Origin of the sequence: Nostoc sp., from assembly GCF_036916975.1 — a bacterium.
Taxonomy (GTDB): domain Bacteria; phylum Cyanobacteriota; class Cyanobacteriia; order Cyanobacteriales; family Nostocaceae; genus Nostoc.
Window position 1 is genome coordinate 121204 of the sequence record NZ_JBALFF010000080.1, and the last position, 25367, is coordinate 146570.

The 25367-nt window shown below is 42.0% G+C and carries 21 protein-coding genes and 2 pseudogenes; 14 read left to right on the forward strand and 9 right to left on the reverse strand.

Annotation, left to right across the window (positions count from 1 at the left end):
- Positions 1 to 51: 51 nt before the first annotated feature.
- Positions 52 to 591: a filament integrity protein FraC gene (gene fraC / locus V7K73_RS20115; protein ID WP_334882378.1), complete on the reverse strand. Its 540-nt coding sequence runs from the start codon at positions 589 to 591 to the stop codon at positions 52 to 54.
- A 224-nt stretch (positions 592 to 815) separates the two neighbouring features.
- Here fraC and V7K73_RS20120 point away from each other — a divergent pair, with 224 nt between their 5' ends.
- The 3 genes from V7K73_RS20120 to V7K73_RS20130 all read left to right on the forward strand — a co-directional run bounded on the left by V7K73_RS20120 (position 816) and on the right by V7K73_RS20130 (position 3467).
- Positions 816 to 1952 carry a cob(I)yrinic acid a,c-diamide adenosyltransferase gene (locus V7K73_RS20120; RefSeq protein WP_334882380.1) on the forward strand — a complete coding sequence of 379 codons (1137 nt, stop codon included), beginning with the start codon at positions 816 to 818 and terminating at the stop codon, positions 1950 to 1952.
- Positions 1953 to 2041: 89 nt separating this feature from the next.
- Positions 2042 to 2371 carry a type II toxin-antitoxin system RelE/ParE family toxin gene (locus V7K73_RS20125; protein WP_334882382.1) on the forward strand — a complete coding sequence of 110 codons (330 nt, stop codon included), beginning with the start codon at positions 2042 to 2044 and terminating at the stop codon, positions 2369 to 2371.
- Positions 2364 to 3467: a helix-turn-helix domain-containing protein gene (locus V7K73_RS20130; RefSeq protein WP_334882384.1), complete on the forward strand. Its 1104-nt coding sequence runs from the start codon at positions 2364 to 2366 to the stop codon at positions 3465 to 3467. Before V7K73_RS20125 ends, V7K73_RS20130 begins: the two co-directional genes overlap by 8 nt.
- Positions 3468 to 3528: 61 nt before the next feature.
- Here the strand turns inward: V7K73_RS20130 and V7K73_RS20135 are convergent, their stop codons facing one another.
- From V7K73_RS20135 to V7K73_RS20150, 4 genes are all read right to left on the reverse strand, one after another.
- The gene (locus V7K73_RS20135; RefSeq protein ID WP_334882386.1) at positions 3529 to 4500 is read right to left on the reverse strand and encodes a GGDEF domain-containing response regulator; all 972 of its coding nucleotides are present in this window, start codon (positions 4498 to 4500) and stop codon (positions 3529 to 3531) included.
- A complete protein-coding gene (locus V7K73_RS20140) occupies positions 4497 to 5030 on the reverse strand; it encodes an Hpt domain-containing protein (protein ID WP_334882388.1) in 534 nt (177 codons plus the stop codon). Before V7K73_RS20140 ends, V7K73_RS20135 begins: the two co-directional genes overlap by 4 nt.
- Positions 5031 to 5373: 343 nt before the next feature.
- Positions 5374 to 5610, reverse strand: a complete 237-nt coding sequence (locus V7K73_RS20145; protein ID WP_334882390.1) for a hypothetical protein — start codon at positions 5608 to 5610, stop codon at positions 5374 to 5376.
- Positions 5611 to 6507: 897 nt separating this feature from the next.
- The gene (locus V7K73_RS20150) at positions 6508 to 6858 is read right to left on the reverse strand and encodes a hypothetical protein (protein ID WP_334882392.1); all 351 of its coding nucleotides are present in this window, start codon (positions 6856 to 6858) and stop codon (positions 6508 to 6510) included.
- A 256-nt stretch (positions 6859 to 7114) separates the two neighbouring features.
- Between V7K73_RS20150 and V7K73_RS20155 the strand changes: the two genes are divergently transcribed.
- The 9 genes and pseudogenes from V7K73_RS20155 (at position 7115) to V7K73_RS20195 (ending at position 18373) form a co-directional block, all read left to right on the forward strand.
- Positions 7115 to 7333 (forward strand): hypothetical protein, encoded by a 219-nt coding sequence (locus tag V7K73_RS20155; protein ID WP_334882393.1) that lies wholly within the window; start codon positions 7115 to 7117, stop codon positions 7331 to 7333.
- A gap of 215 nt (positions 7334 to 7548) precedes the next feature.
- A complete protein-coding gene (gene gatB / locus V7K73_RS20160) occupies positions 7549 to 9024 on the forward strand; it encodes an Asp-tRNA(Asn)/Glu-tRNA(Gln) amidotransferase subunit GatB (protein ID WP_334882526.1) in 1476 nt (491 codons plus the stop codon).
- 571 nt (positions 9025 to 9595) lie between these two features.
- Positions 9596 to 10723, forward strand: a complete 1128-nt coding sequence (locus tag V7K73_RS20165; protein ID WP_334882395.1) for a succinylglutamate desuccinylase/aspartoacylase family protein — start codon at positions 9596 to 9598, stop codon at positions 10721 to 10723.
- A 337-nt stretch (positions 10724 to 11060) separates the two neighbouring features.
- Positions 11061 to 12374, forward strand: coding sequence for a bifunctional ornithine acetyltransferase/N-acetylglutamate synthase (argJ, locus tag V7K73_RS20170; RefSeq protein ID WP_334882397.1), 1314 nt, complete (start codon positions 11061 to 11063; stop codon positions 12372 to 12374).
- A gap of 248 nt (positions 12375 to 12622) precedes the next feature.
- Positions 12623 to 12910 (forward strand): hypothetical protein, encoded by a 288-nt coding sequence (locus tag V7K73_RS20175; RefSeq protein WP_334882399.1) that lies wholly within the window; start codon positions 12623 to 12625, stop codon positions 12908 to 12910.
- Positions 12911 to 13478: 568 nt separating this feature from the next.
- On the forward strand, positions 13479 to 14861 hold the full coding sequence (locus tag V7K73_RS20180) for a CmpA/NrtA family ABC transporter substrate-binding protein (protein WP_334882401.1): 1383 nt from the start codon (positions 13479 to 13481) through the stop codon (positions 14859 to 14861).
- Positions 14862 to 14987: 126 nt separating this feature from the next.
- Positions 14988 to 15878 (forward strand): annotated as a pseudogene (locus V7K73_RS20185) (CmpA/NrtA family ABC transporter substrate-binding protein); the annotation flags it as partial.
- A 279-nt stretch (positions 15879 to 16157) separates the two neighbouring features.
- Complete coding sequence (locus V7K73_RS20190; RefSeq protein WP_334882403.1) at positions 16158 to 17015, forward strand: nitrate ABC transporter ATP-binding protein; 858 nt, start codon at positions 16158 to 16160, stop codon at positions 17013 to 17015.
- A 32-nt stretch (positions 17016 to 17047) separates the two neighbouring features.
- The gene (locus V7K73_RS20195) at positions 17048 to 18373 is read left to right on the forward strand and encodes a DUF58 domain-containing protein (protein ID WP_334882405.1); all 1326 of its coding nucleotides are present in this window, start codon (positions 17048 to 17050) and stop codon (positions 18371 to 18373) included.
- A 390-nt stretch (positions 18374 to 18763) separates the two neighbouring features.
- Here the strand turns inward: V7K73_RS20195 and V7K73_RS20200 are convergent, their stop codons facing one another.
- Positions 18764 to 20434, reverse strand: coding sequence for a calcium-binding protein (locus V7K73_RS20200; protein WP_334882407.1), 1671 nt, complete (start codon positions 20432 to 20434; stop codon positions 18764 to 18766).
- A 525-nt stretch (positions 20435 to 20959) separates the two neighbouring features.
- Here V7K73_RS20200 and V7K73_RS20205 point away from each other — a divergent pair.
- Together V7K73_RS20205 and moeB are read left to right on the forward strand one after the other, a co-directional pair.
- Positions 20960 to 21418 (forward strand): M67 family metallopeptidase, encoded by a 459-nt coding sequence (locus V7K73_RS20205; RefSeq protein ID WP_334882409.1) that lies wholly within the window; start codon positions 20960 to 20962, stop codon positions 21416 to 21418.
- Between the two features lie 178 nt (positions 21419 to 21596).
- Positions 21597 to 22769 carry a molybdopterin-synthase adenylyltransferase MoeB gene (gene moeB, locus V7K73_RS20210; protein ID WP_334882411.1) on the forward strand — a complete coding sequence of 391 codons (1173 nt, stop codon included), beginning with the start codon at positions 21597 to 21599 and terminating at the stop codon, positions 22767 to 22769.
- An 85-nt stretch (positions 22770 to 22854) separates the two neighbouring features.
- Here the strand turns inward: moeB and ftsH4 are convergent, their stop codons facing one another.
- From ftsH4 to V7K73_RS29925, 3 genes and pseudogenes are all read right to left on the reverse strand, one after another.
- Complete coding sequence (gene ftsH4 / locus V7K73_RS20215) at positions 22855 to 24720, reverse strand: ATP-dependent zinc metalloprotease FtsH4 (RefSeq protein WP_334882413.1); 1866 nt, start codon at positions 24718 to 24720, stop codon at positions 22855 to 22857.
- A gap of 88 nt (positions 24721 to 24808) precedes the next feature.
- Positions 24809 to 24994 (reverse strand): DUF2949 domain-containing protein, encoded by a 186-nt coding sequence (locus V7K73_RS20220; protein WP_334882415.1) that lies wholly within the window; start codon positions 24992 to 24994, stop codon positions 24809 to 24811.
- Positions 24995 to 25041: 47 nt separating this feature from the next.
- Positions 25042 to 25125: pseudogene (locus V7K73_RS29925) on the reverse strand (high light inducible protein); the annotation flags it as partial.
- Between the last annotated feature and the right edge of the window lie 242 nt (positions 25126 to 25367).

Here is a 25367-nt window from a genome sequence, read left to right on the forward strand (position 1 = left end):
TACCTCCACCTGATTAATCATTAGTCTTCTTTTGAATTAAGTAAACTATTGCTACTTTGAGCGAAAAAATAAAATAATAGTTATAGCACTATAGCTTAGAGAATTCGCTATTAATGTAGTAATTACTAAATTGCTATTTTGTAATTTAGCAGTGCTAAAAGTACGCCATCGCTGCCGTTTAGATGTTTGAGGTTCCTCTTCTTTTTTAGCAACTGGTTCACTCAATGATAGTAGTAATACCATTAAAATGAAAAATTTCATTATAAAAGTAGCAAAGAAAATTATACAAGCAGTTAAAATAATTACACTTTGTGTATTCGCTGATTTAAAATTATTAAAAAACATATAGCTAATTAATTCTGATTTCATCTGTATCGGCAACATTGGTTCTGCTATAAAAAATATGAGCCAACCAATTACACTAGAAAACAGATTCATAGAGATAGCATAAAAAATGCTAGTTTTTTTGTCAAATTTTAATCTATTTTGCAAAACATAGGCTTCGATCGGGATAGCAATCAATACAAATAAAAAGTCAAACAGAATTCCACCAATAGGAAAAATCCTGGGAAGCATCCAATTTTCAGGCATAAATGGTTAAGGGTAAGGGTTAACTGTAGAGAGTATAACTGGGATAGTGAGGGTGATGGGGGAAATTATCTGATTGTTTTTTTCCTTTACTATGTTGGTGTGTGAATATTATCTTGTCGATATTATTTATACATTATACGGATGCCTCAGAGGAGAAGTTTCTTTACCTAAGAGTACAAGACGTTAGGTAAGATTAAAGACTCCCACTTATAGCTTTTTGAGAAATGACAAGGAACGGTATTGGTATTCGCACGGCGCAAGTGCGTCAAGAACGGCTCGTTGGTCAAATTCACGTCTACGATGGCGTGGGTAAAGGTAAGTCCCAAGCGGCTTTGGGGGTGGTTTTGCGCTCTATTGGCTTGGGGATAAATACGCCTAGCAATTCTAACCGCGTTTTACTGCTGCGGTTTTTAAAGGGGCCTGAACGTGATTATGACGAAGATGGGGCGATCGCAGCTTTGCAACGCGGGTTTCCTCATTTAATTGATCAGGTTCGCACTGGGAGAGCGGAATTTTTTGGTCATGAGGAAATTACCACTTTTGACCGAGATGAAGCGATGCGGGGTTGGGATGTCGCTAAAGGCGCGATCGCTAGTGGTTTATATTCAGTTGTTGTCTTGGATGAAATTAACCCGGTTCTGGATTTGGGTTTGCTACCAGTAGATGAAGTAGTGCGAACATTAAAATCCAAACCCCAAGAGTTAGAAATCATTGCTACCGGACGAGCCGCGCCGCAAAAGTTGCTTGATATTGCAGATTTACACTCAGAAATGAAACCCCATCACCACCCAACAGCCAAAGCCCTCTTCCTTGAAGGGATTGAAATTTATACTGGTGCTGGTAAAGGTAAATCTACTAGTGCTTTGGGCAAAGCCTTACAGGCCATTGGTAGGGGAATCAATCATCCAGGGTCTACTCGTGTGCTGATTATGCAGTGGCTTAAAGGTGGTACTGGCTACACAGAAGACGCTGCGATCGCTGCTTTGCAGCAGTCATATCCAGAAGTGGTGGATCATCAGCGCTGCGGTGGAGATGCGATCGTCTGGCGAAATTCCCGACAAGAATTAGATTATGTAGAAGCCGAACGGGGTTGGGAAATCGCTAAAGTTGCGATCGCCTCTGGATTATATAAAACTATTATTCTCGATGAACTAAATCCCACCGTTGATTTAGAATTACTCCCCGTTGAACCGATTGTCCAAGCTTTACTCCGCAAACCCCGCGACACCGAAATCATTATCACCGGTCGCTGCCAAAATCCACCCGCATACTTCGACTTGGCTAGCATCCACTCAGAGGTTTATTGCCACAAACACTATGCCAATCAAGGTGTAGAACTTAAACGAGGGGTAGATTTTTAGGCGTTGCTGGTTAGTTTATATGCTAGATTTTCTAGAAAACTAACAAATTTATTTACCATTTTGGTAAACTTATATTAGTCTAGTAACGCATGGAAATCACCTTCGCTGACCGCAAACTGCAAAACCTATGCCAACAACAAGACTTAGCGCAAAGAAAATTAGGTGCAAACTGTGCCAAAAAATTGACAGCGCGATTGGCTGACCTTGCAGCTGTTAGCTGTGTCAAGGAATTATTTGTAGGTCGTCCCCATCCCTTAAAAGGAGATCGTGCAGGTGAATTTGCAGTAGACCTAGAAGGTGGTAAAAGACTTGTATTTAAGCCAGAGAACGACCCCATCCCCCTTACCGAGGATGGAAGCATAGATTGGTCAAAAGTTACTGCTGTTTGTATTGTTTTTATTGGAGATTACCATGATTGAGACAACCCGTACCTTTACTCCAGATTGGGTATCTCCTCCCGGCGATACCATCGCTGATATATTAGAAGAGCGTGATTGGACACAAGTACAGTTAGCAGAGCGGTTAGGCTACACTACCAAACATATCAGCCTACTGATCAACGGTAAAGCACCCATCAATGAAGAAACAGCCCTGAAGCTAGAACGGGTTTTAGGGAGTACAACAGCATTTTGGCTCAATCGTGAAGCCCAATATCGTGCTGGTTTAGCAGGGATAGAAGAAGAAAACCGCTTAAAGGGGTGGACATCTTGGTTAGATGAGTTACCAGTCAAAGACTTAATGAGCCAAGGTGTAATTCCTAAGTGTCGTTTAATTGACAAGAATAAGCCTGGTTTAGTAAAAAAGTTACTGCAATTTTTCGGTGTTGCCTCGCCGGAAGATTGGCAGAATTATTATGCAGGTATGGAAGCTGCTTTTCGTCGTACACACGAAGACCAAAGTGATGTTGGTGCTATTTCCACTTGGTTACGGTTGGGAGAAATAAGAGCAGAACAACTAGAGTGTCCCAAGTACAGTAAACCAAAATTTGAAAAGGCGGTGCGGCAAATTCGCACTTTGACGGTGTTACCGCCAGAAGAGTTTGAACCACAGATGCAAAAGTTGTGCTGGGAAGCAGGGGTTGTGTTTGTTTTAGTACCATCAATCAAGAAAGCGCACGTCAGCGGTGTTGCACGGTGGTTAAATCCGCATAAGGCACTGATTCAACTTTCGCTTTATAGTAAAACCAATGACCGCTTCTGGTTTAATTTTTTCCATGAAGCAGCACATATTTTGTTACATGATAAAGACAATATTTTTCTGGATGAATGGAATAGTGGGGATTTGAAATCGGAGCAGGAACGCCAAGCAGATAAATGGTCGCGGGAATTTTTGATCCCACCTGAGTATGAGGGGGAATTAGCGAAGCTGAAATCTGAAACTGATGTGATTGATTTTGCTGAACGTATCAGTATTCATCCTGCTATTGTTGTAGGTCGGCTGCAACACGATCATCTAATTGATCCGTCTTGGATGAATGGTTTAAAGGTGAGTCTGGATTTTCAAGGCATAGAATAAGCAGACGATAATCCAAGCCGATACGTTGAACATATTTTAGAAAAGTGTGAAATTTGGCGCACTAGCAGGAATTTTTATTTTTGGGTAGTTGAATATTTTGCACAAAGCGATCGCGTCCTGCTGCCTTTGCTTGATACAATGCCCGATCGGCGGCGGAAATCATTTCTTCTATATCAGAATCTGGCTGAGGAATTTCTGTCGTAAACCCAGCACTCAGGGTAACATGAGGACTAACTTGGGAATTTTTATGAGGAATTGCTAGTGTTCGGACAGTATGACAAATTTGTTCGGCAACATAAGTCACCCCTTCGGTGTCTGTGTTAGGTAAAATCACAGCAAATTCTTCTCCACCATAACGGGCAACTAAATCTCCGGGACGTTTAATAATATCTTTGATGGCCTTAGCAATTTCTTGAAGACAGCGATCGCCTACCCGATGACCATAGGTATCGTTATATAATTTGAAGAAATCAACATCGCAAAGAATTAGAGAGAGGGGGCATTTCTCCCGTTTCATGCGCTGCCATTCTTGGTTAAAATACTCTTCAAAGCATCGGCGGTTAGCTACTTGAGTTAATCCATCGATAGTAGCTAATCGCTGCAATTCCAGATTAACGGCTTCCAGTTTTTGCTGTAACTGAGATTGCTGAATCAAGCGTTTTACCCGTTGTCGCAAAACTGCCCACTGGTAGACTGGTTTAGTAATATAGTCCATTGCCCCCGCTTCAAATGCACGGTCAACTGACTCTTCATTCTCAAGTCCTGTAATCATTAAAATTGGAGTGTGTTTGCTACGATCAAGAATCACCAACTCAGTGCAACACTCGAACCCATCCATCTCTGGCATCATCGCATCAAGAAGTACTATATCAGGATGCAATTGCTCAAAAACTTTTATTGCCTCTATGCCATTTTGAGCTTCCGCTATTTGATAGCCTTCTCGCTCCAAGAAATGCCGCAGTATCAGCCGGATAAAAGGTTCATCATCAACAATTAGAACTAAAGATTGGCTTTCTTGAGCATCGGCTTTCATAGTACTTCCTTCCCAAGTTCTTGTTCTAAGGCAGTTTTAACTTGTTCATATTCCTGATATAATTGTGAGATTAATTCTAGGCTGTTTTCTAATTTACTGCTGTATGCCTGTGCTTCTAACACCTTGCAAAACTGTGCCAAGGCGATCGCTCCAACAGAAGCACTGCTAGACTTAAGTTGGTGGGCTGTGTTCAATAGAGTTTGGGTATCCTGAGATGTGATAGCTGTGCTGATATTTTCCACCTGTCTTGGTGTCTCTGTAAGATAACACTCAATCAGTTCAACAAATGCCACACGATCTCCTCTGAGCATATCCTGCAAGGATTGGAGAATTTTGGCATCGATTTTGGCAATTTTTAATGTCTGGTTTTGCTCTGATTGTAGGATATTTTGCGAAGGTTGCAATTCTAAGCACATCACCTTATCTTGTTTTCCTTTAGAAGTGAATTTAGAACTTCTTTGGGGTGGGTACTTGCTGAGTGCCTTAGCTAACTCTTGAAGCTGAATCGGTTTGCTAATGTAGTCATCCATACCAGCAGCAAGACAGACTTCGCGATAGCGATCGCTAATGTGCCATTGACGCGAATAAACTTAAAGTTACAGGCTCACCAACACCCTCCGCGAAAAGGCTTAGGCTTGCTATCTGGTGAATTGGCAAGAGTAGCTGGGATCAGATTTGAAAACGTAAAATACAAAAGTCGATAGGCTCGTGACAACATCCAGAATTTTTAAGTGAAGCGTGAATTGCAATCTGGAGTTGTACGCCTACAAATTTTTAATTTTTTTATACGAGCAAGATAAGGAGGCAGAGGACAGTTATTGCTGGAAGAAAACTGCCCTCTTTCAAAATAGGTCTATTGCCTATACTTATACCTTAAATCACAGCTTCTTGGCGTTGACAATCAAAAACAACCATGTACGAAGCATTTGGTATTTCTTGGGGGAGGTGCCGCATATAGCCTTCGGCATCAGAACGGCTGCGGAAGCGAGCAACAATCTCGCGTTGGGTATTAGGAAGTAGGCGAGCGATCGCCCAAGAATTGAGGCGTTCTTTATAGGCAATAGCCTGATTGTCTAATTTTGAAGCTTTGTAATCCGTATTTTCTGGCATAATTATCTTAACCGTATGAAGTTTAATCAAGGGCGTTAATTAGTTTCTAGGTAGGAATGCACTAACGCTTTTTTTTAATGCTGCTGCCACCTTGTTATTCGATTATTGAAAAATTGTCAACACTGAGCGCTATATTTTAGACCACTTAACTTATAATTCTCAGGTAGCAATGAATCTCAAAGCCTTAATTTGCAATTGTTTCTAGGCTACAACAATGCTCAAACAAAAAGTTTGGCAAATATTAAGTTTGTATGATTTGTCTGCATACACATAAGTAAAATCTGCATCAGTATTAAAATTAACGTCAACGTCTTAAAAAATACTATTAAAAAATTTATATCTCAAAGTTCTCAAAGCACTTGAAAACGGGAGCATCCCGTCAGGTGCAAAAACCTTGATAGCCTTAATCCCCTAACCCCGAATCCCAAATGATGGGATTCGGGGAACTAGAATTATGTCTCCCCTCTCCCAGATGATGGGAGAGAGGCTGGGGGTGAGGGAAAAGATTTAAGCACTTATTGGGATGCTCCCCTTGAAAACGAGAATAACAGAAAAAAGCGTGCATTCTAACTGAAGGCAAAGCAATAGTTGCTCCGCACCAGAATTCTTTTTCAATTTTACCTAACCTAAGTAAGTCGGCGCAAATAATCGTCACTGGTTTGTGGTTGCGCTAAAGCGCAAGACAGCGCAACTAAGAGCCAAATACAGAAACTTTACTTTTCGTTACATAGTTTAGTTTTTTCTCGCCGACGTACTTATACCATTTCTTTGTGAGGTTGCGCCAAACCCTTTTAACTTCTTCTTTCTTTGTGTTCTTTGCGGACTTTGCGGTTCGTTTTTGTTTCTTGTACTTAAATATGGTTTAGCGCATCTTCATACAGAATTGGTATTATCTCTTCACCACTCCTTATTTAGTAGGGATTCAAATTCAGCTTGTAAGGCGGTTATATCCGCCAATCTTGTGACTAATAAATTATCCTTACCAGCATCAGTTAAACGTACTTTCCAATAACGAATACTGTCAGAGTTATTCAACCAAAACTGAATCACGGTATCTACTACTTGATCGAGATTCCAATCCCATTTTGCTGGAACTGATTCCACTGATTCTAGAAACGTATCGAGTGTACAGGTATGCATTCCCAAGTATTCCACCCCTTGGTGAGGTGGTTTTTGCCCATTTTGCTGTTGCTGATTAAAAAACTGTAAAAGTGGAGATACTCCGACAATATCAAAAGTGTATTTCATACTAGCACTCCCAATTTTAAATTACTTACAGTAAAGCTTTAGTTTTTTCTAAGATAACGTCTAACAAGTAGCTCAAGCATCTAGAAAAAGTATAGTTTATATCTATATCATAAGCATTAAATCTCAGTCAATAATTAGCACTAAAAAGTCTTGAGTGCTAATTTTTTTAATAGTTTGATTTATTATTAAAGATTCGATTGCAGAAAAAAAAGATATTCCTGACTTAGTTGTAGAAGTAATCAAAACTTACCGACGCTTGGGAGTAGGAGAAATTTGGTTTTGGAAAAATAATCGGCTGAGGGTCTATCACTTACGCGAAGAAAATATAGCAGAGTTTTTGGAAAAAAATAGCTATGAGCAAATTACTTTAAGTCAGTTTCTGCCAGAACTAAATATCTCTTTACTAGAACAATGCCGTATAATTTCAGACCAAATTAAAGCTGTTGATGAATTTGAACGAGGTATCAACTCATGACTCAAGTTCTACCCTAAATCATAATCTTGGTTGTTCCCTGACCTAATTTGCTAATTTTATCCAACCAATAATTAAGATTTTCTTTACCTTATGTTGCATCTCCCTTTTCAAGCTCATAAGGGTAAGCATTGCTCACCCAAATAACCGTCTTCAGGGCAACTCAATACGCGGCTACAATAGTACCACTACAAGGATTATGCCCAAATATTGATATTATGACCATTGCTACCACCGTAAAAACTGAGTATGAAGCGATTATTGGTCTAGAAACCCATTGTCAGCTGAGTACCAACACCAAAATTTTCTCTAATAGCTCTACAGCATTCGGTGCTGACCCCAATACTAACATTGACCCGGTTTGTATGGGTTTACCTGGGGTCTTACCTGTACTCAATGAAAAAGTATTAGAATACGCCGTCAAAGCTGGTTTGGCACTGAATTGTCAAATCGCTAGATATAGCAAATTTGACCGTAAACAGTATTTTTATCCTGACTTACCCAAAAATTACCAAATTTCTCAGTATGATCTACCGATCGCAGAACACGGATGGTTAGAAATTGAGTTGGTAGATGCTGAGGGAAATCCTATTCGTAAACGCATTGGTATCACACGTCTGCACATGGAAGAAGATGCTGGAAAATTGGTACACGCAGGTAGCGACCGTCTCTCTGGTTCTTCCTATTCTTTGGTAGACTACAATCGCGCAGGTATCCCGTTAGTGGAAATTGTCTCCGAACCTGATTTGCGTTCTGGATTAGAAGCAGCTGAATATGCCGAAGAGTTACGCCGGATTGTGCGGTATCTCGGCGTGAGTGACGGTAATATGCAAGAAGGATCTCTGCGCTGCGATGTCAACATTTCTGTGCGTCCAGTAGGACGAAAGGAATTTGGCACTAAGGTAGAAATTAAAAACATGAACTCGTTCAGCGCCATCCAACGAGCGATTGACTACGAAATTGAGCGTCAAATTGCCGCAATCGAAGCAGGCGCGAGCATTATTCAAGAAACTCGGCTGTGGGAAGAAGGCGCTCAACGCACAAGTAGTATGCGAGTGAAGGAAGGTTCGAGCGATTACCGCTACTTCCCCGAACCAGATTTAGCACCAATTGAGGTGACAGATGCCGAATTAGAGAAATGGCGCAGCGAACTACCAGAATTACCAGCCCAAAAACGCCATCATTATGAAAGTGAGTTGGGACTTTCGCCTTACGATGCGCGAGTGCTGACAGAAGATCGTTCAATAGCAGAATATTTTGAAACTGCGATAGCATCTGGAGCAAATCCGAAAGCTGCTGCAAACTGGATTACTCAAGATATTGCAGCCCACCTCAATAAGCAAAAACTCAGTATTGCTGAAATTGGCCTAACTCCCACCAATCTAGCTGATATCATCACTCGCATTGAAACGGGCAAAATTAGCAATGCTCAAGCTAAAGAAAAGTTGCCAGATTTGCTCAGTGGTATTTCTCCTGAAAAAGCCTTTGCAGGTCAAGAGTTAATCACCGATCCTAGTGTACTAGAACCCATCGTTGATCAAGTTATAGCTGCCAATCCCAAAGAACTAGAAAAGTATCGCAACGGTAACACCAACCTCAAAGGCTTCTTTGTCGGACAAGTTCTCAAAAAGACAGGCAAACGTGCCGATCCTAAGCTGACTAATGAATTGGTGGATAAAAAACTGAACGCCTAGCAGTTCTTGCTGGGGGCAGGGGGAGCAAGAAAAAATAACTAATCTCCAATCCCCAATCCCCAATCCCCAAGTACGTATTTTCCCGGTTATTCTTCACGAAATCTTTATATAAAAACTGGTGACAGCCCCCATAGCTAAAATGCTATGCTGTGGTAAGTAGATGCACCCTGATGATCTGGAGAGCTGCCTAAGTGGCTCTCTTTTTATTTTAGTTATGTGGTATTTAGGTAAAATCTTCATCAAATCGCGTGCGAAAACCTCCGTATTTTATCCAATATTGTTTTAAATTGTGACAGGGTGTATGCAAACTGGCTCTTGCCTGATACAGAATCACTTGACGATCGCTTGCCCTGTCCCCCACTATTTAATAGCTTACTGCGAGTCCAATATAACTTCGCCAATAGCATGGCTGCATTGTACACTCTATGCAGAGATGAGGCGCACATCGCTGGAATGTGTAAATTTTTTGCTAGGTAGAAAAAGCTGCCGCAACTTGGTATGATTTTGGTTTGCATGGCTTTTAATTCGGTACATATCCAGCGATAATTTATTCACATCATCACTTTATTTCATGCTACCAGTTATTGAAACTATTGTATTACGTCAAATGGCTTCGGGCGATCGCTTGTCTCTACAAGTTTACAAATTCATCGGCGCTCAACCTGGTAAAAAGGTTTACATTCAATCTAATCTGCACGGTGCAGAAATTTCTGGCAATGCTGTTATTCACCAGCTAATTGAGTCTTTATTAACAATAGATGCTCCAAATTTAACTGGAGAAATCTGGCTAGTTCCCGTTTGTAATCCAATGGGGACGAATGAGCGATCGCACCATTTTTCCCCCGGACGATATTGCCTTTACGAAGCCAAAGACTGGAATCGCATATTTTGGGACTACGAGAAAGAAGCTAATGATTTAGTAGCTTTTACTAAATCTCAACTTCATATTGATCCAAAGGTGATTCGACAAAATTATCTAACTATAATTAAGCAACGATTTGCGAAAATTTTAGAAAAAATTAATTCTCCTAGTGCAGTGCCATACACTGAGCTTTTTAGCTACAAACTGCAAAATCTAAGTTTAGATGCAGACTACTTAATTGATTTACATAGTTCTACAAATCACGCTTTAGACTACGTTTATTACTTCCGAAATCGAGAAGACAGTGCAAAATACTTTTTACTCGATTTCGGAATCTTGCTTGATAAATATGATGGTGATGCTTTTGATGAAGCATTTATTAAACCTTGGTTAGCACTGGAAGCTTGTTTTAAAGAGTCGGGTAGAGAAATTAAGTTTGATGTGGAAGCATGGACACTGGAATTAGGCTCAGGAATGCAAACAAACCCTGATTCCGTCGCTAAAGGTGTAAGGGGTGTAAAAAACTATTTAGCGCAAAAAGGTGTATTACAAATTCCTGATTTATCGGATGATATAAAAACCCCTAAGATGGCTTTTGCATCTAGCAGCAACCGGAAAAAATATTATGCGATCGCGGGTGGGATGATTCAATCCAGAATCGAATTAGGTAGTACAGTCAAAGCTGGACAAAAGCTGTACCAAATTCTCAGTTTTAATAAAGAAGGTAAGTTACCTAATGTAATTGATGTCTACGCTCAACAAGATGGATTAGTTTATGATGTCGCAACCAATCAAGCTGTGAATGAAGGTGAATTTGTTTTAGGAGTTATTAGTTAGGAGTTTTTTTGTAAGCGTCTGTTCCCCCTTCTCGCAAAAGGAGAAGCAACTGCGGTGTGAATTTTATGGCACTAATAGGGCTAAAATTAAGCTGTATCGAAAGTTACTAGTGTTTGATTCAGGGAGTTATCCAGAGCGATCGCAAATGATAACCGCTCAATCTATAAACCCCCGATCATCAGGGGTTTAAATAATTCGTAATTCGTAATTCGTAATTCGTAATTAAGTTTTGTAATGGGGATTTAACCCCAATCGCATTACTTGCTTATTTTTTGAACCGGGGGACTTAAACCCACGGAACCAGGTAAAATTTTCTAATAGTTTAGAGTGAAGAATAATGGCAGATTGGCAAAAAATCACAGGTGGCATCACAGCACCAAGGGGGTATCAAGCGGCGGGAATTACCGCAGGGTTGAAACCTTCAGGGTTGCCAGATTTAGCTTTGATATTCTCAGAGGTAGAAGCGATCGCAGCTGGTGTATTCACCACTAGCCAAGTCAAAGCTGCTTGCGTAGAATATTGTCGCCAACGCTTGCAAGCTAAACAGAGCGCTCGTGCCATCCTCTGCAACGCTGGACAAGCAAATGCTGCTACAGGGACTCAAGGCTACCTTGATACTTTAGAATCTGCTATGGCACTAGGCCAAGCACTAAATATCCCATCTGAATCTGTATTATTGGCTTCTACTGGCGTGATTGGTCAAAGAATTAAGATGGATGCTTTGCGAAGCGGGATTCCTAAAGTAGTAGCAGCACTATCAGAAACCGGCTCAGATGCCGCCGCTGGGGCGATTATCACTACAGACTTGGTAACAAAATCTATTGCCCTAGAGACAACTATAACAGATCGCCCGGTACGAATTGGTGGCATTGCCAAGGGTTCCGGCATGATTCACCCGAACATGGCAACCATGCTGTCATTTGTTACTTGTGATGCTGTGGTTTCGCCTCACCTTTGGCAACAGATGTTAGCAAGGGCAGCTGATAGAAGCTTTAATTCCATTACTGTGGATGGTGATACCAGCACCAACGATAGCTTAATCGCCTTGGCAAATGGTCAATCTCGCACCCCAGCAATTACAGAATGGGGCGCAGAAGCAGAGAAATTAGAAGCGATGTTAACAGCAGTTTGTCAGCATTTAGCCAAAGCGATCGCTCGTGATGGTGAAGGCGCAACCTGTCTAATTGAAGTGGAAGTAACAGGGGCCCATGATGAAATTTCAGCCCGACAAATAGCTAAAACCATCGCTGGTTCATCTTTAGTTAAATCTGCAATCTTTGGACGCGATCCAAATTGGGGACGCATCGCCGCCGCCGCCGGACGTGCTGGTGTGCCTTTTGAGCAAGAAAACCTGCAAATTAAGCTAGGGAATTTCTTAATGTTAAAAAATGGGCAACCTCTGCAATTTGACCGTGCAGCAGCGAGTGCTTATTTGAAACAAACTGCTGTTGATTCTTCCCTACCCAAAGACTTCATTGCCACCAATAATAGTAATGATTTATCCTTTGATAGAAGTACTATCAAGGCTCAACGAGTTGATAATCCGGTGATCATTGCAGTTAATGTTGGCAATGGTCATGGTTCGGGTAAAGCTTGGGGTTGCGATTTGAGTTATGACTACGTGAAAATTAACGCCGAATACACTACGTAAGCTACTCACTGTTTGCTAATTAGACAGACGCGATAAATCGCCATCTCTAATCTTAATTTATTGACTTAAGACATTAAAATCTCGTTTACAGGTGTAATGCCGTTTCTACTTTAAGGTTGATACAAATAGGTTGCTAGGGGCGCACAGTTAGCTGTGCGCGCCTTAGAGTAAACGCATCTAATTTTATCAATCAGTTAAAATACTCAGAATAGTCTTACGGTTTCTCATGCTGTGGCTGGACGGAGAAAATGGCTAAAAAGCATATAGAACTTAGAAGAAAGAGGTACTTCAAGCTCAGTTCACAAATCGCTCAGGATAATACACAATTGCGTTCTCTGTTTGACAATAGTGAGTCAAATGAGTCCAGCACGGGTTGGGGGATGAATCACTCCATCATTTTTGGGGAATCCAAGGTCTTTGTAAAACGTGTTCCGGTTACAAATAACAACAAGGACACGAAACTTCGTCACGCAGAACTACGGCTGCTGCTAAAAGAGACGGGGTTTCTTACTGCTGCTAGAACCCACGGCGGATAGTTGCCATCACTGGATAATAAATACACGTATTTTGGATGTTTGGTTAGATTTCCAAAGCTTCCCCAGCTTTACCATCTGGCTCTCATTGCGTTGCTCCTTTAAATCATAATGTCAACATAATAGTTGTTATAAATAAAAACTTATATATCACAAATCCCTACTAAAAATAAGTAGAAGCAGGAAATCATAAAGTAAATATAATAGGTTTCATAAATAAGAGTTTATATATTAAAAATTATTCCGATATTTTAGGAAAATGGATAAGTTTTTCCTTATACATGCAATTTAATATTTCTTTAAGAAATCAATAGTCCAAATTAACAAATTTGGCTTCAAAGGCTGTAAACTGATTTGAACAAGGTGAATGATACCTCTGCATCACACTAGAAAAGCAGAGGAAATAAACTAGCCGAGTTTTTATACAGGTAGCTATTTCAACAATGATTTAGCTGCGATCGCTTTGCAAAATCTAGCTTGATTAATAATTAATAGCGCAATAAACATAACGTTTGTTTTGCCTAAATTGTCATAGCTATAAAAAATAAAAATTGCGTTTTCAGGAGATATTATGGCAGAATTTTTTAATCAAATTTCCCGTCGGAAATTCATCGTCACAGCCGGAGTATCGGCGAGTGCTGTATTTCTCAAAGGCTGTTTGGGCAATCCTCCTGAAAATCTGACTGGTGGAAACACTAAAGCACAACCAACTGCTCAATCTGTTGCTAATATTAGCCCTGAACAAACACCAGAAACTACTACAGTCAAACTGGGGTATATTCCCATTGTCGAAGCGGCTCCTTTAATTATTGCTAAAGAAAAAGGCTTTTTTGCAAAGTATGGCATGACTAATGTTAACCTTTCTAAACAAGCTTCTTGGGGTGCAGCCAGAGACAACGTAGAAATTAGTTCTGCTGGTGGTGGTATAGATGGCGGTCAATGGCAGATGCCAATGCCACATTTAATCACAGAAGGTTTGATAACCAAGGGCAATCAAAAAATTCCCATGTATGTATTATGTCAATTAATTACACATGGAAATGGAATTGCGATCGCAAACAAACACCAAGGTAAAGGTATTAGCTTACAACTCGCCGGCGCTAAGTCTTTGCTTAAGGAATTAAAATCTTCAACACCCTTCACAGCTGCATTTACCTTTCCCCACGTCAACCAAGATTTGTGGATTCGCTACTGGTTAGCAGCAGGCGGCTTAGACCCAGATGCAGATGTCAAATTGCTTACAGTCCCTGCGGCGCAAACTGTAGCCAACATGAAAACCGGAACAATGGATGCCTTTAGTACAGGCGACCCCTGGCCTTATCGCCTTGTTCAAGAAAAAATTGGCTACGTAGCAGCATTAACCGCAGAAATTTGGAAAAATCATCCTGAAGAATACCTCGCCATCAGAGGCGATTGGGTTGATAAAAATCCCAAGGCTACCAAAGCAATTTTAAAAGGAATTATGGAAGCCCAACAATGGTTAGATAATTTTGACAATCGCAAAGAAGCGGCTCAAATTCTGGCTGGACGAAATTATTTCAACCTTTCTTCACCAGAAATACTGGCTGATCCATACCAAGGTAAATATGACATGGGTGATGGTCGCAAAATTGATGATAAATCAATGGCTGCTTACTACTGGAAAGATGAAAAAGGTAATGTTTATTATCCATATAAGAGTCACGATTTATGGTTTATAGTTGAAAACGTTCGTTGCGGATTCTTGCCAAAAGATTACGTAGACAATAATGCTGCTAAGGCTAGAGAACTTATCAACAAAGTCAACCGCGAAGATATTTGGAAAGAAGCTGCAAAAGAAGCTGGAATTCCTGTTGCTGATATTCCTACAAATACATCCCGTGGTGTAGAAGAGTTTTTTGATGGTATGAAATTTGACCCCGACAAGCCAGAAGAATATCTCAAGAATCTCAAAATCAAAAAGGTCAATATTTAGTTATTAGTCATTGGTCATTGGTCATTAGTCATTGGTCATTAGTTATTTGCGAAGGACAAATGACTAATGACAACGGACAAATAACAAAGGACTAATAAAAAATAAAATTTCAGGAGAAAAGAGCATCAACGCTTTTATGACGAAGGTGTGCAAACCTTATCAGACTTCCGAAATCACCTGATTCTCACCCGCGAACAACGGCATACAATGGGGGTAGTGCATCCTGCATCGATGCACAACTTGCTGTTGCGTTACTGGCTAGCGGCTGGTGGAATTGACCCCGATAGCGATGTGGACATGAAGACCATTCCCCCAGCGCAGATGGTAGCCGACCTAAAAGCCGGAAGCATTGATGGTTACTGCGTCGGCGAACCTTGGAACTACCGCGCTGCTGTGGAAAATGTCGGCTTTACCATCGCTACCGACTTAGAAGTTTGGTTTGGACACCCCGGCAAAGTTCTTGGTGTGCGGGAAGATTGGGCAGAAAATTATCCAAATACGCATATCGCCTTAACCAAAGCTTTATTAGAAGCTTGCCATTATTGTGCAAATCCCGAAAATACCCAAGAAATTCGCCAAATTTTAGCAGGGCGAGAGTACGTCAGCACTGATTTAGAATACATTCAACTCGAAGATCCAGATAGTCTCACCTGTGACTTAGATCATCCGTTGCGAGACTATGCCCATCACCAGTTTTATTCTGAGTCTGCCATTAACCGCCCCAGTCGCACCGAACAAATTTGGATTATGAGTCAATTGGCGCGTTGGGGTGACACTCCTTTTCCCAGAAATTGGGTAGAAGTTGTTGAACGGGTATGTCAGGTGCGGGTTTTCAGCACCGCCGCCAGAGAATTAGGTTTGGATATTAGCTATATTCGCCAACCGATCAAACTCTTCGATGGTACTCCCTTTAACGCCGACGATCCGATCGCTTATCTCAACAGCTTGAAAATTAAACGTGATTTTTCAATCGCAGAAGTTCTTCTTGATGCACCGAGAAGAAGACTTGCATCCTAAAAAAATCGTGAGAGAAAGAGGGAGTGGAAGAACTAAGAAAATCATGCGTGAGTCTTTGAACTCCATTAATGAACCTCTGAACTCCTTTAACGATCTGACAATTCAGGTCATCTGGAAAAGCCAACAAAAGACCTAACCCCCTACCCCCTTCCCTACAAGGGAAGGGGGGAAAATTCAAAGCCTCTCCCCTTCTAGGGGAGAGATTTGGAGAGAGGTCAGAATATTCGTTGCACACACATCGCGTACATTAAACTTTTTAATACCCAAATACCAAATACCATGCAAAACCGCAACTTAACAACTACAAGCACACTCGGAAAACCATTTGTTCCTGCAACCACCAACCGTAGACCTTTCCTAGAAATTAAAGAGGTTACCAAAGTTTATCCCACAAAGAAAGGCCCCTTCACCGTACTCGATGGCGTTAACCTCAACGTCGAACAAGGGGAATTTATTTGCCTCATCGGCCACTCTGGCTGTGGCAAATCGACGCTGTTAAATATGGTATCCGGTTTTAACTTTCCCACCTCCGGGCAAGTATTACTCGAAGGAGAACCAATCACCAAGCCAGGCCCAGACAGGATGGTTGTTTTCCAAAACTATGCCTTGCTACCTTGGCGAACTGCTTTTGAAAACATCTACTTAGCTGTTAACGCCGTTTATCCCAACAAACCACAAGCCGAAAAAAGAGCGATCGTCCGCGATCATTTAGCAATGGTGGGACTGGCTGATGCAATGGAAAAGAAACCAATGCAAATGTCCGGGGGTATGAGACAACGGGTTTCTATCGCCCGGGCTTTGGCGATTCGTCCGAAAGTCTTAATTTTAGATGAACCTTTTGGGGCGCTGGATGCGATCACCAAAGAAGAATTACAGGAAGAATTGCTCAAAATTTGGGGCGATAATCGTTGTACAGTGTTGATGATTACCCACGACATCGACGAAGCACTATTTTTAGCAGATAAATTGGTGATGATGACCAACGGACCACATGCGAAAATTGGTGAAGTTATGGAAATTCCTTTTTCTCGTCCCCGCGATCGCGCCCGCATCATGGAAGATCCAAAATACTACCAATTACGTAATTATGCCCTAGATTTCCTGTTTAACCGCTTTGCCCATGATGACGTAGGTTAAGCTAATCTTCTCCTAACTTCTCAGTCTAAAAAATGGTTCCTTCCAAACGAGTTTATTTATTGTTGGTTTTAGGTATAGCCATCGCCGCGATTCTATGCCTTTTTCTCAACATTAAAGCAGCGATCGCCATCATTTTGCTATTTGATGCGATCGTTCTCGGATTGATGGTTGTAGATGGTTTACAGGTACGGCGTTCTCGCGTGCAAATTAGCCGCGAATTACCGTCAAGATTATCCATTGGGCGCGATAATCCAGTGGTGTTAAAAGTAACATCGCCAAATGCCAACGCCTTAATTGAAATCTGCGATTATTACCCAACAGGTTTTGGCATATCTGCACCGACACTTCATGCTATTATTCCCAGTAACAGCAGCCAGGAATTGACGTATACCGTCAACCCAAGACAGCGCGGCGAGTTCCCTTGGGGAAATATCCAAGTTCGACAGTTGGGAATGTGGGGATTAGCTTGGAATGATTGGCAAATTCCCCAAAGTCTGCCAGTGAAAGTTTATCCTGATTTAGTGGGGTTGCGATCGCTGACAATTCGTTTAACATTGCAATCATCAGGATCAATCCGCCAATCTCGCAAAACTGGTATTGGTACAGAGTTTGCCGAACTGCGGAACTATCGCACTGGTGACGATTTGCGGTTTATTGATTGGAAAGCTACCGCCCGTCGGGTTGGGGCTTATAATAATGCAACGCCATTGGTAAGGGTTCTAGAACCCGAACAAGAACAAACTTTAATAATTTTGCTCGATCGCGGGCGATTGATGACAGCAAAAGTGCAGAATTTGCAGCGATTTGATTGGGGTTTGAATGCAACTTTATCCTTAGCATTGGCAGGGTTGCATCGAGGCGATCGCGTCGGTGTTGGTGTATTTGACCGCCAGATGCATACGTGGATTCCCCCAGAACGCGGTCAACATCATTTGAATCAGCTAATCGATCGTCTGACACCAATTCAACCAGTGTTATTTGAATCTGATTATTTGGGGGCGGTGACAAATGTTTTGCAGCGTCAAACTCGCAGGGCGCTAGTAGTGGTGATTACCGACTTAATTGATATCACCGCTTCTACAGAACTCCTGGCTGCACTTTCCAAACTAGCACCCCGGTATCTGCCATTTTGTGTTACTCTGCGAGATCCGCAAGTTGATCGTTTAGCACACACCTTTACAGATGATGTTACAGATGCTTATGCCCGTGCAGTCGCACTAGATTTATTAAAGCAACGACAAGTAGCTTATGCCCAGTTGAAACAAAAAGGTGTATTAGTACTAGATGCACCAGCAAATCAAATTGCCGATCAGGTAGTTGAGCGATATCTGCAACTCAAAGCCCGGAATCAACTTTAGCCAATTAGACATCTCCGAAAAAGAATGTAGAGACGCGAAATTTCGCGTCTCTACAACCGTTTCAGGTTACGCATATTTAATTTCTGGAGATGTCTATTGCATTAGGGACTTCCAAATAAAAAAATGTTCCAAAACTGACGCAAAAACTCTCTCTATTTCTTCTCTCTCTGCGTTCTCTGCGTGGCAGTCGCTCATGGGGGAAACCCCCAAGACCGCGCTGCCTTGTCTCTGTGGTTCGTTTATTTGAATAATTTATTTCTTGGAAGTCCCTTAGACCTTTTGCAAAAGTCCCTAACACCGCACCCCCAGCCCCTCCCGAAAAGCGGGGAGGGGAGCGTAAGTTTACTCAAATGCGGGGTGGGGTTCTTTAATTCTTATTCCTAATCACAATTAACCAACCACAAAATTGTTGTTGGTTAGTGTCACACCAGCAGATAGTTGTGCAAATTTTACCTGAGTAAACCCAGACGCACTACCATCTTGATCAAAGAACAATCCACCTGTAGCAAAGTCATAGATAAATCGTTGAGCATTAGTACTTGCAGATGTTCCGAGGGTAAACTGACTTGGCTTAAGTGAACCTGGTGATAACCCGCCACCAAAACCAACAGCCGATACCTGAATCAAGTCATTAGTGGACTTAAAGTCATAAAGTCTATCAATGCCTTCATTGAAACTATTGAAAACAAAAGTATCATTCCCACTGCCACCATAAAGAGTGTCATTACCAAAACCACCTGCAAGGATATCATTCCCACTGCCACCATAGATTGTGTCATTCCCACTGCCACCATAAAGGGTGTTCTTACCAGAGGCGTTAGAGGCGGAAATATAATCATTACCAGCGCCACCATCCAGTAGGTTATTGCCTTTTGAATTGCTAGCATTTAAGTTATCGTCCCCAGCGCCACCGTTAAGGGTATTATTGCCTATGGAACGAGAGTCGTATGTGATGGAGACATCGCGCGGTGAGTTCGGGTCGCTGGGAGTGTAGCTGTAGTAGCCAGAGATGGAGAGATAATCATTGCCATCACCCCCAGAGAGCAGGTTATTGCCTGCTGAACCGCCAGCACTCAAAGTATCCTTACCTGCACCACCGTTGAGGGTATTATTACCAGACGAACGAGAGTCGTAGTCTTGGTAGTCATTTCCTTTGTAGTAGCCAGAGACGCTAAGAGAATCATTGCCATCATCCCCAGACAGCAGGTTATTACCTGTTGAACCCTCAGCACTCAAGTTATCGTCACCAGCGCCACCGTTGAGCGTATTCTTCCCAGACGAGTGAGAGTCGTATACGTCGTCTGGGTAGCTGAAGCTGGTGTAACCAGAGACGGAAAGAAAATCATTGCCATCGCCCCCAGAAAGCAGGTTATCGCCAGCGAGGGAGTCATTGCCCGTACCACCAATAAGGGTGTCATTCCCCGCACCACCAATGAGAGTATCATTCCCCGCACCACCCCGCAGCAAGTCGTTGCCACTCTTGCCATCAATGCGGTCATTGCCCCCCTGACCATTAATGACATCATTTGAGTTGTCTAAACCCGTAATATTGTTGGATAGGTCATTGAGGAAAGTCACGGTGTTTTTGATGCCCAGGCTAGTTTGAGTGGAGTTAGCATCCAGGATATTAAAGCTGCTGGTAATGTTAGTTTGCCCATCAAACAGGATATTACCGATCGCTGGTCTTGTTCCAGAAGCTTTCAGATTGCCCAAGTTTTCTAGTTTGAAGTTTTGCAAGATAACTATGGCATCAGCCTTCCCTGCAAAGGTAATTTCTACATCGCTGCCATTCTGGGTAAGCAGCAGATTTGGAGCAGTTAAGCCTGCACCCTGGAATTTGATTGTGTCCACTTGGGCAATGACTGCTGCTGTCGGGTTAGTTGCTTTACCTACCCCGCCGAAATCAGTGATGGTATCAGTACCGTCGCCCAAGTTGTAAATAAAAATATCTTTGCCACCGCCACCAGTCAGCGTATCATCCCCCTGACCACCAATGAAAGTATCATTGCCCTGACCACCTTGTAGCAAGTCGTAGCCGTCGGTTCCAACGATATTTGCCATAATTTTTACCTGACTAAATCAATTTTTTCAGTAACTTAAGTTCTCAACCTGATGTTAGTACTTTCGGACACAAAAAAGTAGCCAAAAATTTAAGTTTTCGCTATAGTTTCATGTCACTCTTGAGGGACAGCAATTTTCATTTGAAGGTTCAGCATATAAAAAGGCTTGTAAGTAATACTTGCCAACTGATTTAGGACTATCTAAGCCTTAGGCACTGTACAAAGTCATGAGCATGTGTATTAAGGAAAACACATAGTTTCAGGCTTTTTTATCAGCCGTGAAAGCTGAAATGCTTAAAACTCACACTTAAGAGGTTGGTTTTTTGTCAATGCGTAAGTCCTACTAGCGTTAAATAGAGAATAGTTTACTTTTCATAGTTTCATAACTTAAATAGGATTGCTATATTTTCCTTTTTGATGGCAGCTATGCCTGCGGTTCTTGCTAGCCTACACCTGGCAATATATTATATATGTGCAAATATATGTGCAAAAATCGCTATAGGTTACTAAAATTACAAATGCAGAGATGATCCGATTTAGCCAAGAAGACTTGCAAACTATCCGCACCCATGCTGAAAGCACCTATCCAGAAGAATGCTGTGGTATAATTTTGGGCTATCTGGCTAGTGGAGGTAAAATTGTGGTAGAAGTCATACCAACAGAAAATGCCTGGAATACAGAAGCGGTGGCTGAGTTTGCAGGGGAACACACAGCAGAAAGTAAAAGACGGCAATATGCGATCGCACCCGAAGTTATGTTAAAAATACAAAGGGAAGCACGCAATAAATCGCTCAACATTATTGGCATTTTTCATTCTCACCCAGATCATGTAGCTATCCCTTCAGAATGCGATCGCCTATACGCTTGGCAAGGATACTCGTATATCATAGTATCCGTCCAAAACGGCAAAGCTGGAGAACTCCAAAGCTGGAGCCTTGATGATACTGATCATTTCCAAACAGAGGCAATTGAAAATATAATTTAACTAGTTCCGTGGGTTTAAGTCCCCCGGTTCTAAAACCGATAAGTAATGCGATTGGGGTTAAATCCCCATTACAAAACTTAATTACGAATTACGAATTACGAATTATTTTAACGGCTTAGTTTAAAGACGCATATCGTTTTTCGATAGGATTAATATTCCCTCCCAGATCATAACTGCTATGCTCAATCCCAATCTGGATGAAATCCAGTTGACTAAGGACGATTACGAACGCTACTCCCGACACCTGATTTTACCGGAAGTAGGATTAGAAGGACAGAAGCGCCTAAAAGCTGCCAGTGTCCAGTGTATCGGTACAGGTGGACTCGGTTCACCACTACTTTTATATTTGGCGGCGGCGGGTATTGGACGTATCGGAATTGTGGATTTTGATGTTGTCGATACTTCCAACTTACAACGCCAAGTTATTCACGGTACATCCTGGGTAGGTAAACCTAAGATTGAATCGGCAAAAAACCGCATTCACGAAATTAACCCCTATTGTCAGGTTGATTTATACGAAACCCGCCTAACTTCCGAAAACGCCCTAGAAATCCTTGAACCTTATGATATTGTGGTAGATGGTACTGATAACTTCCCCACCAGATATCTAGTTAACGACGCTTGCGTATTGCTGAATAAGCCCAACGTCTACGGTTCAATTTTACGCTTTGAAGGGCAAGCTACTCTATTTAACTACCAAGGTGGGCCAAATTATCGTGACCTTTTCCCAGAACCACCACCACCAGGGATGGTTCCCTCTTGTGCAGAAGGCGGCGTATTGGGAATTTTACCCGGAATTATTGGTTTAATTCAAGCAACGGAAACTGTCAAAATCATTTTGGGACAAGGTAATACCCTAAGTGGGCGGTTGCTGCTATACAACGCCTTAGATATGAAATTCCGGGAGTTGAAGCTGCGTCCTAACCCAATTCGCCCTGTGATTGAAAAACTGATAGACTACGAACAATTCTGCGGAATTCCACAAGCTAAGGCAGAGGAGGCTAAACAGCAGATGGAAATGCAAGAAATGACGGTTAAGGATTTGAAGGAGTTGCTTGATAGTGGTGCGAAGGATTTTGTCCTGCTAGATGTCCGCAACCCCAATGAGTACGACATTGCCAAAATTCCTGGTTCAGTGTTGGTGCCTTTACCAGACATTGAAAATGGCATTGGCGTTACCAAAGTGAAGGAAATATTGAACGGTCACCGCTTAATTGCTCATTGTAAGATGGGCGGGCGATCGGCAAAAGCCCTGGCTATTCTCAAAGAAGCCGGGATTGTTGGAACGAATGTCAAAGGCGGAATTACCGCTTGGAGTCGAGAAATTGATCCTTCTGTTCCAGAGTATTAAAAACGCAAAGTAACGCGGAGGTTTAACGCAGAGGTACGCAAAGTTATTCTCTGCGTACCTCTGAGTTTAAAAGCTGACTTCTTAATTAGGAATTAGCTACGGGTTTAATTTGACCCAGCAAACTGTGCAGTTTTTCGCCTTCAATGACCTCTGTTTCTAAGAGTTGAGTAGCGATCGCTTCTAGCAAGTCTCGGTTCTGTCTGAGAATCTCTAGGGCTTGTTCGTGGGCTGTTTCCACGATTTCCTTGACTTCGATATCAATGGCTTTTGATGTGTCTTCACTCACCGCCCGCCGAGGATTACTAGCGCCATTACCCAAAAACATCGATTGTTGTCCTTGTTGGTAAGCCAGTGGCCCTAAGACTTTACTCATACCATAAGTTGTTACCATCCGTTCTGCCAAGTCAGTTGCTCGTTGCAAATCGTTGGAAGCACCTGTTGTAATACTGTTAAACACAATCTCTTCGGCGGAACGTCCACCTAATAGAGTCGCAATCTGACCCCGCAGTTCTTCTTCATTCATCAAAAAGCGGTCTTCGGTTGGTAATTGCAGAGTGTAGCCTAAAGCTGCCATTCCCCGAGGAATAATCGAAATCTTTTCGACGCGACCGTTTCCTGTTGTTAGCGCCCCGACCATTGCGTGACCGACTTCATGGTATGCTACAATCTTTTTCTCAGTCTCGTTCATCACGCGACTCTTTTTCTCTAAACCGGCGACTACCCGCTCAATTGCTTCGGCAAAGTCTTCTTGAGCAACACTTTGACGCATATTACGGGCTGCTAATAATGCCGCTTCATTCACCAAGTTTGCCAAATCTGCACCAGCAAAACCAGGGGTACGAGTAGCGATCGCTCTTAAATCTACATCATCTCCTAATTTTACCTTTTGAGCGTGAATTTTGAGAATTGCTTCCCGACCAGATAAATCGGGACGGTCTACCAACACTTGGCGGTCAAAGCGACCTGGACGCAGCAATGCAGAGTCAAGGCTTTCCGGGCGATTAGTAGCTGCTAGTACAATCACCGTTGCATCCCCAGCTGCAAACCCGTCCATCTCCGTTAATAACTGGTTGAGGGTTTGTTCTCGCTCATCGTTACCACCGTAGAAGCCGTTACTACTACGAGATTTACCGATCGCATCCAATTCATCTATGAATATAATACAGGGAGCTTGTTTTTTTGCTTGCTCAAACAAATCCCGCACTCGAGAAGATCCTACACCGACAAACAATTCTACAAACTCCGAACCAGAGATACTGAAGAATGGAACTCCTGCTTCTCCGGCTACGGCTTTCGCTAAAAGTGTCTTACCAGTACCCGGAGGCCCAACCAACAACACACCTTTGGGAATCCTAGCGCCAATTTGCGTAAATCGTGCCGGAGTCTTCAGGAAATCCACAATTTCCACTAATTCCGTTTTTGCTTCTTCTACCCCAGCCACGTCTGCAAAGGTGATTTTAGCTGATTCGCCTTCAACGTAAACTTTAGCTTTGCTCTTACCAATGGAAAGCGCACCTTGGGGACCACCGCCACCACCACGGGCGAGAAAAAACTGCCAAATACCAATAAAAATCAGTGGTGGAATCACCCAACTTAAAAGGGTTGTAAACCAAGTATTTTTCGGTGGAGGTGTAGCAGCAAATTCAACTCCCTTTTGTTCTAGCAGTTTGGGTAACTCTAAATCAAATATTGGTGTAGTTGCAAACACCTGGGGCGGCTCGGCATTTTCTGCTTTTAGTTGGTAAATAATCTGGTTTTGACCAACGGAAACGCGGCTAACTTCCCCTTCTTGTACTTGATGAATAAATAAGCTATAGGGAACACCACTCGGACCAGAAGCAAATAAACCAGGCAAAAATAAATTTAAGACCAAAAATAGTCCTGATACTGCCAGTAATATATTAGCAATGATCCGAAACCGAGGTGACTTAGGCTGTTCTTTAATTGGCATTGATGTTACTAATCCTTAAAATCAAAACTGTTGAGAATGTGACTTTCTGTGAAAGTCTGTTATTTACCATCCAAATAGTTGAAGCAGCTTATACTGTTTCCAACCAATCAAAAATTTGGGCTAACTGATCCAGTGTTACCAGTCCATACTGCCAGAGGGTCATAGCCAGAAAGTTGGGGGTCTGTTCACAATGTCGCAATGCAAGAGAAATTGCTTCACCAGAAATACCTAACTCTTGTTCTAAAAAATGCACCAATTTATCTGTAGCTTTCATAACAATCTTAATTAAATCTTATTTCTGAGTTAGCTCAAGAAACTTGATTAAACACCAGTCAATATTTCTAAAGCTATAAGAGACATAAACCCAATCATTGCCAAGCGACTATTGAGTTTTTCGGCATACTTTAGTCAAACCAAGAACCGATTCTTGCGTGATGTACATCCAAGGTGCTGGTGTACCCGCCCAAACTAGGCGAAGGGTTACGTGCATCGTTCGATTTGTCTTGTTCCTCAAGGATATTACCGTTTCTCATAATTTCTCCCATTTAGCAATGTTTGCAGCATTTTTTTATTTATGTAACTAAACTTAACAATTAAATTAATCTTTGAGAACTAACGAGCAAATACGGTTTACCGTACTCAAAGAG